This window comes from Stenotrophomonas sp. B2 (genome assembly GCF_014947095.1).
In the GTDB taxonomy this organism is placed as follows: Bacteria; Pseudomonadota; Gammaproteobacteria; order Xanthomonadales; family Xanthomonadaceae; genus Stenotrophomonas; species Stenotrophomonas maltophilia_P.
Map to the genome: position 1 here is coordinate 27718 of NZ_JADCQA010000003.1, position 12136 is coordinate 39853.

At 66.8% G+C, this 12136-nt stretch carries 11 protein-coding genes; 7 read left to right on the forward strand and 4 right to left on the reverse strand.

Annotated elements, in window-relative coordinates; all coding sequences use genetic code 11:
- Positions 1 to 4: 4 nt before the first annotated feature.
- From IMX13_RS03895 to IMX13_RS03905, 3 genes are read left to right on the forward strand one after another with little or no spacing between them, the layout of a single operon-like run.
- Positions 5 to 1468 (forward strand): DUF3526 domain-containing protein, encoded by a 1464-nt coding sequence (locus IMX13_RS03895; protein ID WP_193395795.1) that lies wholly within the window; start codon positions 5 to 7, stop codon positions 1466 to 1468.
- The gene (locus IMX13_RS03900) at positions 1465 to 2823 is read left to right on the forward strand and encodes an ABC transporter permease subunit (protein ID WP_193395796.1); all 1359 of its coding nucleotides are present in this window, start codon (positions 1465 to 1467) and stop codon (positions 2821 to 2823) included. The genes IMX13_RS03895 and IMX13_RS03900 overlap by 4 nt, the downstream gene beginning before the upstream one ends.
- 9 nt (positions 2824 to 2832) lie before the next feature.
- Positions 2833 to 3543, forward strand: a complete 711-nt coding sequence (locus tag IMX13_RS03905) for an ABC transporter ATP-binding protein (RefSeq protein WP_053515807.1) — start codon at positions 2833 to 2835, stop codon at positions 3541 to 3543.
- Here the strand turns inward: IMX13_RS03905 and IMX13_RS03910 are convergent.
- The 3 genes from IMX13_RS03910 to IMX13_RS03920 form a co-directional block, all read right to left on the reverse strand.
- Positions 3540 to 5381, reverse strand: coding sequence for an asparagine synthase-related protein (locus IMX13_RS03910; protein WP_193395797.1), 1842 nt, complete (start codon positions 5379 to 5381; stop codon positions 3540 to 3542). The genes IMX13_RS03905 and IMX13_RS03910 overlap by 4 nt on opposite strands.
- Positions 5382 to 5394: 13 nt before the next feature.
- Entirely contained in the window at positions 5395 to 6096 is a 702-nt protein-coding gene (locus IMX13_RS03915) for a lasso peptide biosynthesis B2 protein (protein ID WP_180875187.1), read from the reverse strand.
- A 78-nt stretch (positions 6097 to 6174) separates the two neighbouring features.
- The gene (locus IMX13_RS03920) at positions 6175 to 6336 is read right to left on the reverse strand and encodes a hypothetical protein (RefSeq protein WP_180875215.1); all 162 of its coding nucleotides are present in this window, start codon (positions 6334 to 6336) and stop codon (positions 6175 to 6177) included.
- Between the two features lie 192 nt (positions 6337 to 6528).
- Here IMX13_RS03920 and IMX13_RS03925 point away from each other — a divergent pair, with 192 nt between their 5' ends.
- The gene (locus IMX13_RS03925) at positions 6529 to 7455 is read left to right on the forward strand and encodes a hypothetical protein (protein ID WP_193395798.1); all 927 of its coding nucleotides are present in this window, start codon (positions 6529 to 6531) and stop codon (positions 7453 to 7455) included.
- A 131-nt stretch (positions 7456 to 7586) separates the two neighbouring features.
- Here IMX13_RS03925 and IMX13_RS03930 read toward each other — a convergent pair whose 3' ends face one another.
- Positions 7587 to 8588 (reverse strand): glycoside hydrolase family 43 protein, encoded by a 1002-nt coding sequence (locus IMX13_RS03930; RefSeq protein WP_193395799.1) that lies wholly within the window; start codon positions 8586 to 8588, stop codon positions 7587 to 7589.
- A 105-nt stretch (positions 8589 to 8693) separates the two neighbouring features.
- Between IMX13_RS03930 and IMX13_RS03935 the strand changes: the two genes are divergently transcribed.
- The 3 genes from IMX13_RS03935 to IMX13_RS03945 all read left to right on the forward strand — a co-directional run bounded on the left by IMX13_RS03935 (position 8694) and on the right by IMX13_RS03945 (position 12135).
- Entirely contained in the window at positions 8694 to 9623 is a 930-nt protein-coding gene (locus tag IMX13_RS03935; RefSeq protein ID WP_193395800.1) for a 2-dehydro-3-deoxygalactonokinase, read from the forward strand.
- A gap of 104 nt (positions 9624 to 9727) precedes the next feature.
- Entirely contained in the window at positions 9728 to 10870 is a 1143-nt protein-coding gene (locus IMX13_RS03940) for an aldose epimerase family protein (RefSeq protein ID WP_193395801.1), read from the forward strand.
- Positions 10871 to 10986: 116 nt separating this feature from the next.
- Positions 10987 to 12135, forward strand: a complete 1149-nt coding sequence (locus IMX13_RS03945) for a cellulase family glycosylhydrolase (RefSeq protein ID WP_193395802.1) — start codon at positions 10987 to 10989, stop codon at positions 12133 to 12135.
- Position 12136: the final 1 nt, after the last annotated feature.

Genomic DNA, 12136 nt, shown 5'->3' on the forward strand with positions numbered 1-12136 from the left:
CCGGATGAGCCCGCCCTCCCCCGCCCGCTTCCGGCCTGCGTCGACGCTTCGGCAAGCTGCCGGTGTCGCGGCAACCCAGCTGACCTTGATGTGGCGTGAGCGGCGCCTGCCGTGGCTCGCCCTGGTCCTGCTGCTGCTTGCGGGCGCATCCGTTGCCACGGGTGCCGCGCGCCTGTCCCTGCAGGCGCAGGAGCGCCAGGCCGTAGCAGCGGAGGAAGCGCGGCTGTGGGACGGCCAGGGCGTGATCGATCCCCATGCCGCGGCGCATGTGGGACGCGCCATTCCCGCACCGGTGCGACCCCTGGCCGCGCTCGATCCGGGACTGACCGATGTACTGGGCACCTCGGTGTTCATCGAAGGTCACGCACAGAACCCGGCCAGGCATCGCGCGATGGACGCGGGCACCGCCCTCAGCCGGTTCGACGGTTTCTCTGCCGCCTGGGCGCTGCAGGTAGTAGCGCCGCTGCTCATCATCCTTGCCGGCTTCGCCACGCTGTCCGGTGACGTCGCCCGCGAAACCCTTCGCCAGGAACTCGGCACCGGGGCGTCGCCTGCGGTGCTGATCATCGGCCGATTGATTGCTCTGGCAAGTGCTTCCCTGCTGCTGGTGCTTGCCATGCTGGCGGCGACGGTTCCCGCTGTGGCGGGACAGAACGCCGGCTGGATGGACATCGCCGCGCTGTTGGCCATGTGCGCGGCCTACGGACTCTATCTGCTGGTGTTCTGTGCCCTCACGGTCGGTGTCTCGGCGTTGTCCAGCTCGGCGCGGACCTCGCTGGTGGTGCTGCTGGGGTTCTGGGTGGTGGCCACCGTGCTGGTGCCACGAATGGCGCCAGCGGTGGCCGAATCGCTGGATCCCACGCCCAGCGCGCCGGCGTTCAGGGCCGCCGTGACGGAAGAGGCGGAGAACGGTGTGGATGGCCATGACCCTGCGGACAAGCGGCTGGACGCCCTGCGACACGCGCTGATGGCGCGCTACCAGGTCGACACGGTGGAAGAGCTTCCCGTCAACTTCCGGGGCGTGGCCCTGGAGTTCGCAGAGAGGAACTCGACGGACACCTACAACCGCCATTTCGAGCGGATCCATGCGACCTATCGGCAGCAGCAAGCAACACAGCGCGCATTCGCCGTTGTTTCTCCTGCCATCGCGCTGCAGTCATGGTCACGCGCATTCGCCCGCACCGATTTTGCGGCGCACCTGGCCTTCCTGCAGAGCGTGGAAGACTACCGCTACCGCCTGATCCAGGCACTCAATGCGGAAGTGAAGCAGCACAAGGCGCCGCAGGGGGAGAAGCACCGCGCCGACATCGCGACCCTCACCCGGTCCGTGGCCTACACGCCGGGGCAACAGTGCCTGGCCGGCATTGCCGCGGCACAGGCGGCGAACGTGGCCATTCTGCTGGGCTGGGTGCTGCTGGCGCTTGGACTGGTGTTCTTCTCGGCCCGGCGCCTGGGGACGACTCCATGAGCAGTCTTTCCGTTGCCGGCCATGAGGTGCGCAGGCTGCTGCGCGATCGGGCGCTGCCCACCCTGCTGACGCTGCTGCTGGCGCTGGCCGCCTACGCCGCGTGGAATGGCAGGGCGTGGGTCGAACAGCGTAACGCCGCCATCGGCGTGATCCAGCTCGAAGAGCAGCACACCCATGACCGCAGCCGGGTGTTCGTCGGCAAGGCGCCCTCGGTGTTGCCGCGCGTCCAACCCGTGCTACCGCCGGCTGCGATGGCGTCGGTGTCGATCGGGCAGGCGGAGGCCTATCCCTATACGGCCGATGTGGTGGCGCTGGGCGACCGCACCCAGCTTTTCAGGAACGTGTGGGCCGACATCGGCAATCCGGCAGCGCGGGCCGCAGGCCGGTTCGATCTGGCGTTCGTCATCGTCTTTCTGCTGCCCTTGGTCATCCTGGCAGCCAGCTATGACCTCTGGTCCCGCGAGCGCGAGCGTGGCATCGCTGCGCTGGTGCTGTCGCAGCCGGTCGCGGTGGGACGGCTGATCGCAGTGAAGGCGCTGGCCCGAGGCGGCGTGGTACTGCTGCCTGCGGGAGTGATCCTGGTCGGCGCGGCGGCGTGGTCCGGTGCGGAGAGCCTTGCCGGCCTCGGCCTGCTCTCGCTGGTCATCCTTGTCTATGGCGGCTTCTGGCTGGCGGTGGCGGTGCTGATCGGCTGTTTCGCCCGGCGCACCACGGAGGCGGCCATTGCGGCCGGCGGAGTGTGGTTGCTGATCGTGGTGATGGCCCCGTCGTTGACCCTCGCCGCAGTGAATCTGGCCGTTCCGCCGCCATCACAGATGCAGCTCGCGACCGACGTGAAGGCGCGGCTGGCCGCAACGGCCAGGCAACAGACACTCCATCGCCGCAGTGCTTCAACGGCTGTACGTTCTTCGACACCGGTGATTCCGGACCACGTGCGCGAGGCCTATGCCGACCTGCTGGCGACCGATCTCGACCTTGCGCCGCTGATCGAATCGCATGAGCGGGCGCAGGATGCACGCCGCCGGGTGCTGGACAACGTGCGGTTGCTGATGCCCGCGGTCGCAGTACAGGACGCGCTGGACCGCATCGCCGGCTCGGACGCGGATCGCGCGCTCGCCTTCCAGGACCAGGTCCATGCGTTCTGGCAGGCCCGTCGGTTGCTGCACAAGGCGTACCTGGATCGGGACGCGCCGCAGACACTTGCCGAATATGAAGCCCTGCCCCGCTTCCGGTTCGTGGAGCCGGCCGGCGTGGGCCGGCGTGGAGTGCGTGCCGATCTCGCGGCGTTGCTCGCCGCCACCCTGATTCTGCTGATCGCCGCCGGATCGATGCGTCGCCGGTTGGCGACCCCTTGAGGAGCCCACATGCTTTCTGCAAAGAACCTGGTCAAGGAACACGGCACCCACCGGGCACTCGACGATGTCAGCTTCGAGGTGGGACCCGGCGAGATCTTCTGCCTGCTCGGAGCCAACGGTGCGGGAAAATCGACCACGATCAAGCTCTTTCTGGGCTTCCTCACCCCCACCTCCGGATCCGCGGAAGTCGATGGACTCAGCGCGCACCGGCACCCGCAGGAGGTGCGACGCAGGCTGCTGTACATCCCCGAGACCGTGGCGCTGTACGACGAGCTGTCCGGTCTTGAGAACCTGGACTACTTCGCGCGTCTGGCCGGCGTGGACGACCGCTCACCCGCCCGGCTGCGGGATGCACTGAGTACAGCGGGCCTGGCGCCGGATGTCTTCGGACGACGCGTGGGCCTCTACTCCAAGGGCATGCGGCAGAAGGTCGGCATTGCCCTGGCCATCGTCAAGGACGCCAAGGCACTGCTGCTTGACGAGCCAACCTCCGGCCTCGACCCCACCGCGTCGGCCGAGTTCCATGACCTGATCGTGCGGCAGCGTGATCGTGGCACCGCCATCCTGATGGCCACGCACGATCTGTTCCGCGCCCGCGAGGTGGCCACCACGATCGGCCTCATGCAGGCCGGGCGGCTGCGCAGGACATTGGATGCCACCACCATCACCGCCAACGATCTTGAGAGCCTGTACCTCGAGGAGATGAGCCGGAGCGCCTAGGCGACTCCGGCTCCCTGCCCTGCGGGCCGCTCTGCCCAGCGCCTGAGCCAGGCTTCGATGTTGACCTGCGGGCCGAAGATGCCGAGCACCTGCGACGAATGATCCGGGCTGACCCGGCGGATGCCGGCGTCGGCCGAGGCGCTGTCGATGTACCCACGCTGGGCCAGCAGCCCATCGACAAGCAGGCTGCGGATGAACGCCTGATGGCCCTGGGTGACCGCGACCGAATGATCGTCGAGGTAGGACTTCACCTTCCGCGACAGTAGAGCGTCCGGCAGCAGCCCCTGCAAGGCACGCCGTGCGATCGTCCGGTCCTCCGCGTCCGCCATGAGCAGACGCAGCGGCATGCGCGCGAACAGTTCGACCAGCGGTTGTGCGCTGATCGGAGAGACACCGTGCCAGCGACCCGCGCCCTCGAACGGATCAAGGACGCTGGTCGGAAACACCATCCGGCTGATGTGCGCAAGCTTGTACGGTGACACCTCATGGCCTTCGTTGCGCGCATGGCGCAGCCAGGCCGGTGGCGTGACGTCCTGCTCGGTCCCGTCGACCTTCACCCATTCGCAGGGGTTGCCCCAGCGACCGTTGATGCTGGCCGGCCGCCTGAGCAGCCCATGGATCACCGCATCCTTGAGGACGCCATAAAGCGAATCGCCCGACTGTGCGGTTTCAAAGGCGACCCGGAAGAAGTGGCGGTCGATGCCGCGCCGCCAGGCATGGTCGATCGCCGCAGCGTTGCCCTTGAAGCGCAGGAAGACCGCGTCGCCGCCGACGCCGGTGAACTGCACGGTATCTGCGTCAAAGGCGACATCACGGCGATGCAGAAGGTAGCCCGAGCAATGTGCCGGCCGCGCCGTCCGCGGGAAGGTCATGATCTCTTCCAGCGCGCAGTGGGGTTGCCGTCGGTACTCGACGAACCCGCAGCGCCGGCCCGACGACTCACTGGCACCGGCCACCGCCATGCGGGCGAACATCCGCTCATCGGCACCGATGCCGTCGTCATAGTGGTGGACACAGTCCACTTCCGGCAGGGAAGGTGCGTGCAGCAGGCCGGCGAGGATGATGGAGGAATCCAGCCCACCCGACAGCTGCAGCTGGATACGCCGGTGCCGGCTGGCCAGGGCACCGATGCAGCCCAGCAGCGTGGAGCGCGCGAGCTGCACCGCCTCCTGCAGGTCTTCGATCGGTTCGTCGCGGGCCAGGCGCACGATGTCCCACTGGCACTGCCGGCTGACCGGCTCGCCATCGCGGATCGAAACGGCCTCCCCGGCCTCGATGGCGGTGACCTCCCTGAAGCCGGTCTGCAACCCGTCACGGAACGGAAACAGCAGCGAGTAGGACAGGAAGGGCCAGTCGATGCTGAAATCGCGCAGGCCCAGTGCAAGGCAGTCTTCCATGCTGGAGAAGACCGCCGTCAGCTGATCCGCCGTCGTCATGTAACAGGGAATTTCAGCGGTGGGATCACGCAGGACGAACCAGCTCGATGACTGCGGCTGGTAGCCGAACGCTACATAGCGGCCCCAGTAGTGCTGCACGAGGGTTTTTCCCTGCGTGCGGCAGGCCGCATCGGCGGCGGCCGCATCCAGTGGCACGCGCGCGGGCACGGTATCCCGGCCGAAATTCCTGTCGAACAGCGCGCCGAGCACGACCAGCGAGCCGCAGCGGCTGCAGTCCAGGTAGCCCGGGTTGTCACTCTGGACATAAATCGCGGCGCCGTGGTCGTTCATCACGCAGGTGACGCCGGCGTGCATGGCCTCGATGCGCTGCATCGCCTGCTGCGCCCGGGCGGTTGCGGAGTCGCAGGAGGTGTTCCAGAGCACGGCGATGTATCGATACATGCGTGAGGCGCCTCTACAGCACCAGGATGGGAACCATCCGGCGCAGGTTGAAGGGGATATCGGTCAGGACCTGATCGCCGTGCTGCAGCCAGCAGTGCGCCGCGAAGGGCTGGGTCCTGACCGCGAACACCCAGTCCGCGACGATTCCATGCCTGGACAGGAATTCGCGCATCGCCAGGCAGTAGAGAAAGCACTCGTCCGTCTTCCTGAAGGCCAACGGCCGCAGCCAGTCGAACACCCGGACGCGCAGGGCCAGCTCCTGCACGCCTACGTCCGTGCGCTGTGATCCCTGCGCACGCCTGCGCGCCGAGGACACTGTGTGGCTGAAAGGAAGGAACGTCCTGCTACATCCGGCACGCATGCACGCAGCCATGAATCTGCGGACGTCACGTGCGGTGATGCGCGGACAACCGCGAGGTTCACCGTCGCGTATCCAGTGGCGCGGCAGCGCGATCGAAGCACTGGTCGCGGCTTTGCCTCGCTGCGGATCGTCGGTGATCAGCCCGCGTTGCAGCAGCGACTGCAACAGATCCGGCATCCGCCGGCCGTCTGCCGGCAACGGCCAACCCAGCACCAGCCCGCCCAGGCTGGCAGCACGATGGCGGTCGAGCGACAGGTATTTTCCCGTCGCCTGGTCCAGGATCACCATTGCATCGCCGGTGACACAGACATGGGCCTGCTTCGACAGGAAATAGCGCGCCGCAGGCTGTTCCATTACGTGATCTCTTCAGTCCAGGCGGAGAAGCGGTGCATGCGCAGGGCATGCACCGCAGGTCATGCATGCCGCAGTGGATCAGGGCGAGGTGGTCGGGAACACGCCATCCCACAAGGTGCCGTGGTTGTGTGCCTTGGTTTCCGAAACCACCGAGCCCAGCTCGATCAGATCACCGCCCACACCCTGGTCTTCAGGGTTCTGCTGTCCTGCCACTACACCCAGCTCAATCAGCTCGTTCATGAACATCTCCTCTTTTCAGTGGATGTATCCGGGCGTCGTGCCACGGATACGGAGCAGCCAAGCCACCATCGCTGCGCGTGTTGCAGAGCGATTGCCGTCAAGGCATGCAAATGTTACGATATAACATCTTATTTCGGTGTGACGACTGTCGCTGTCCGGCAACGTCGACACGCCTTCTCGAAGGGGAAATGGATGAGCGACCCGATCAGTGACGATGGCCTTGAGCCCACCCTTCTGCTCAAAGGACCGTTCCCGCTGCCGAGGTTCATCCGCTTCATCAGGGAGCGATGCCCGCCCGGATGCTTCGATGAGGCGATGCTGGTGGAGGAATGGAAGAACGCCCGCGCCGACGCGCTGCGCCAGCTGAAGGAAGAGGCCAACGACGCCGACGCGGTCGAGGTGCATGCACTTCCTGCGGAGATGGCGGCGCTGGCCGACCACGCGCCACGCCAACCGTCGATGCACCGCATGACGAACAACGTGCCGCGCGCATGGCAGATGGTCGAGATCGACCGGCTGGTGGTCTTCCAGGAGTGCATCAATCTGCGCCATGTCGGCGAGCTTGCCGCGGCCTTCCCCGCCTCCCCCACGGCACAGGACATCATGGAGCTGGTTGCACGCAACGGGCGGCACGCTCACCCGCCGGTCCGCGCGTCCCGTTCCGAAGGCAGCTACACCTTTGCGTCCAGCTCCAACGACCTGCGCTTTCTGGACGTGGCGACGATCGACCCGTCCGCCATCGCCGGCTACGAACCCTTCGGTGCAGCCAGCCACGCGCTGGTCATCTATCTGGGCTTCAGCGACAACCTCGTCAGTGCCACCCGGATCGGCAACCGCCTGATCCTGACCAATGGCTCCCATCGCCTGTACCTGCTGCGCCAGCTTGGGCTCCGCCATGTACCGTGCCTGGTGACTGACGCCTCCGACAGCGACTTCAGTGACGTGCTGTTGCCGGCAGCAGTCAAGCAGGACCGTGCGTTCTATCTGGGCTCGGCACGGCCGCCGTTGTTCAGGGACTACTTCGATCCACGCCTTACCCGCATCGTGCCGGTGATCCGCAAGAACTATGCGCTGCGGGCCACGCTGGACCTGCAGAGGATCACGGTGCCGGCGGTGTAGCGCAAAGCATCGGAACAATCCAACACCTCCCACCTCCAGCCCTGCGGCGGCGTTTCATCACAGCCGCGCGGCCGCCCTGGCGCCAGACAAGGCTGCTGGAGAAGCGTGAGAGCATTCGACCGCCGACGCAATCACTTCACCCCGACTCCGCGCCCGGACGGCGCATCCAGGAGCGGCATGCCGTCCTGGCTCCAATGCACCGGCTGGATGCGCGGCGAGCGCTTGGCGGTGCAGCCCATGTCCGGCCCCGGGTTGGCGTGGTAGATGATCCACGGCGCGCCGTCGGCCATCTGGAAGAAACCGTTGTGCCCCGGCGCGTACACGTTGCCAGCAGGATGCTTGGCAAGGATCGGCTGCTTTACCTTGTGCCACGCGCTCGCATCCAGCGGATCGGCGCCCGCCTTGGCGTGCAGCAGTCCAATCGCGTAGTCATCCGACCAGCACGCACTGCCCGAATAGGTCAGGAACAGGTCGCCGCGTGGGCCCTGCAGGAACTCCGGGCCCTCCAGGATCTGCCGCCCGCCCTGTCGCTCCCACGCCTGGTCCGGCCGCGCGATGATGGTTTCGCTGCCCCGCAGGGTCCAGGGGTTGGCCATGGCCACGATGGCCAGCACGCTGTCCGGTCCCACGTAGGGTGAATACACAAAGTAGCGCTTGCCGCCGGTTACGAAAGTGGTGCCGTCGATGCCGGGGTGCGCCGTGGCCAGCCGTCCGCGATCGGTCCATGTACCCCGGGTCGGATCGGCATTGCTGTTCTCCAGCACGAACACCCCCCGATGGGCGTCTTCCTGGCCTTCGGGTGCATCGCCCGCTGCCGCCGTGTAGTAGATGTACCAGCGCCCATCAATGCGATGCAGTTCCGGCGCCCAGATCGACTTGGCATTCGCCCCCGTTGCCGGCGGACGCCACACCGTGACTTCGCGCGCGTCAGCCAGGTGCGCAAGGTCGCGGGTGGCGCGGATGGCGAGGCGATCACCGTGCGTGCCCATGTAATAGAACACGTCCCCATCGCGGGTGATCCACGGGTCCGGCCCGGAGTCCAGCAGCGGATTGTCCACCGCCGGCGTTGCGGCGGACGCGTTCGTCGATACCTGAAGCAGCGCTGCAAGCGCCATGGAAAGCGTGCCGTTCATTGCGTTCCCCTCCCGACTGGAACTGCGCCGGCAGGCTTGCCAGCGAGCGGCAACCAAACCATATAATCAGACAATAGGCAACACCATCGCCGCCAAGGAACCACCATGCAGCAGGACCACCCCGACAGCATCATCGGCATCAACTGGGGCAGCAGCAATCTGCGCGCCTATCTGATCGGACCCAACGGTGAGCGGCTTGATGCCCATGAAATGCCCGCGGGCGTGGCCACGCTGGACCGTGACGACATGGTGGTGGCCGCCAACACGATCCGCGCACGCTGGCCGGCTGCACGCCACGCCTATGCGGCCGGCATGATCGGGTCGAATGTCGGCTGGATCGATGCCGGCTACGTGGAGTGCCCTGCAGGTGTTGCCTCGATCGCGCAGCAGCTGGTGCCGACCCGGATCGGCGAGCTCTCCGTGAGCATCGTGCCCGGCATGGCCTGCGTGCGCCCCGTGGATGGCATGCCGGACGTGCTCCGCGGCGAGGAGACCGAGCTGCTGGGGCTGCTGCGCGACGGCGATGTCGGCCCCGATGCCATCGTGGCGCTGCCGGGTACGCATACCAAGTGGATCCAGCTGATCGACGGCCAGGTGCAGAGCTTCATGACCTCGATGTCCGGCGAACTGTTCGATCGACTGGCCAGTGGCGGCCTGCTTGCCTCGGTGCTGGACGGACCGGGTGAGCCAGGACCGGCCTTCGCCGAGGGTGTGCATGCAGGCGCCGACCGCCGACTGGGCCTGGGTGCGCTGCTCTTCGGTGTGCGGGCACGGATGATCCGCGGCACCCTGCCGCGCACGGCGACCAGCGCTTACCTGCGCGGACTGCTGGCTGGTGCGGAGATTGCAGACGCATTGGCGCTGTTCCCCGGGCTGAGGTCGGCCTCGGTGCCACTGGTGGGCTCCGGACCGGTCACCCGGCTGTACCAGGCGGCGCTGTCGGAAATCGGCATCGCCACGCACGCGGTGGCGTCCGCCGACGCCGTGGTGTGCGGCTTCTCCGCACTGCACGCGATGACCGTGACTGCGCGTTGACCACGGGGGGGCACGGCGGTCCGATCACGTGCTGCGTCGCAACGTGCGTATTGTCTGATTATATGTTTTTGTACGCATCACGACATCGAGAGGGGGCTTGAGCAATGCGTGCTGGCAAGGGGAAGACGGCAGGGCTGATCGGCGTACTGGCACTGTCTGCAGTGGGCGCAGGTCAGGCACAGGAACGCGCTGTGGTAGGCCGGACAGCCGATGGCACCGTGGTGGAGTCGATCCTGCTGCGTGACGGCACCGGCATGCAGGCCACGGTACTGACGCTGGGCGCTGCACTGCATTCACTGGAAGTGCCGGACCGTGATGGCGCATACGCCGATGTACTGCTTGGCGACGCGACGCTCAAGGCGACGCTCGACAATCCGCAGTACTTCGGCACGATCGTCGGCCGCTTCGCCAACCGCATCGCCAAGGGTCGCTTCACCCTGGATGGCAGGACCTATCAGGTACCGGTCAACAATGGGCCGAACAGCCTGCACGGCGGCACCCGCGGCTTCGACAAGGTGGTGTGGAAGATCGTCGACGCCGCCGCCGATCACGCCACCCTGCAGCATGTCAGCCCTGACGGCGACCAGGGTTATCCGGGCACGCTCACGGTCACCGCAACCTACGCATTGAAGGGCAATGGCCGGCTGGAGGTGGAGTACCGCGCCACGACCGATGCACCGACCATCGTCAACCTCAGCAACCACGCATACTGGAATCTGTCCGGCGAGGGTTCCGGCTCGGCGATGGATCACGAATTGACCATTCCGGCCAGCGCCTATACGCCGGTGGATGCGAGCCTGATTCCCACGGGCGTGCTGCAGCCGGTGCAAGGCACCGCCTTCGACTTCCGCGCGGCCAAGCCGATCGGGCGCGACCTGCGCCAGGGCAATGAGCCGCAGCTGCTGCATGGCCGCGGCTACGACCACAACTGGGTCATCAGCAGATCGCCCACGCGCGAGCCGCGCGAAGTCGCCCGCGTGCACGACCCGCGCTCGGGCCGCGTGATGACCGTGCTGTCCACGCAGCCTGGCCTGCAGTTCTATTCGGGCAACTTCCTCGACGGCAGCACCGTGGGCAAGAGTGGCCGTGTCTATCGCCAGGGCGATGCCATCGCGCTGGAACCGCAGCTGTTCCCGGACACACCGAACCAGCCGTCGTTCGGCTCGGCGCGGCTGGCCCCGGGCGAGACCTATGTGAACCGCATCGTCTACGACTTCTCGACCGACCGCACACCGCCCGCCCGCTGATCCCGCGCAGCTGGCACGCCGGTCGCTCACGGCACCGGCAATCCGACGCAGTACGCACCGCCCGCCTCCTGGCTCACGCCAGGACGGGCAGCTCATGAACCAAGGAGATGCATCTCATGCGAAAGTGGCTTTCCCCCTTGCTGGCAACGCTGCTCGCCGTCGCACCGATGGCGCATGCGACCGACGCCGCACGCTGGACCCCGGCCGAAGCCGACGCGTGGTATTCCAGACAGCAGTGGCTGGTGGGCGCGAACTACACCACCTCCAACGCCATCAACCAGCTGGAGATGTTCCAGGCCGAGACCTTCGATCCGGCAGCCATCGACCGCGAACTCCGCTGGGCGCACGAGCAGTTCGGCATGAACACCATGCGCGTCTACCTGCATGACCTGCTGTGGCAGCAGGACCCGCAGGGCCTGCTGAAGCGCATCGACACCTTCCTGTCCATCGCCGAGAAGAACGGCATCCGCCCGATGCTCGTGCTGTTCGACAGCTGCTGGGACCCGGATCCGGTGCTCGGCCCGCAGCGCCGCCCGATTCCCGGCGTGCACAATTCCGGCTGGGTGCAGAGCCCGAGCCGCCACATGCTGGTGGACCGCGCCAACGACGCGCACTTCCAAGCCTATGTGGAGGGCGTGATCGGTCACTTCGCCAACGACACGCGCGTGCTGGCCTGGGACCTGTGGAACGAGCCGGACAACCCCGGGGGTGGCAACTACATGGACAAGCAGCTGCCGGGCGAGCAGGAACGCATCGCCGAACTGCTGCCGAAGATCTTCGACTGGGCACGCGCGAAGAAGCCGGTGCAGCCGCTCACCAGCGGCGTGTGGATCGGCGATGACTGGTCGCCGGGCGCCGCATCGCTCACCGCGATCCAGCGCACGCAGCTGGAGCAGTCGGATGTGATCACCTTCCACAACTACGAGCAGCCGGAGGCATTCGTTGCCCGCATTGCACAGCTGCGCAGGTACGGCCGCCCGCTGATCTGCACCGAATGGCTGGCACGCGGCGCAGGCTCGAACGTGGACACGATCCTTCCGATCGCCCGCCGCGAGAACATCGGCATGATCAACTGGGGGTTCGTGGACGGCGCGATCCAGACCCGCTTCCCGTGGGACAGCTGGCAGCGCCCCTACACGATGGAAGCCCCCACCGTGTGGTTCCACGATCTGCTGAAGGCCGACGGCACGCCCTACCGGGCACGCGAAGCCGAGCTGTTCCGCAGGCTGGCCAAGACCCCGCGCACCTCCGTTCCCGCTTTCTGAC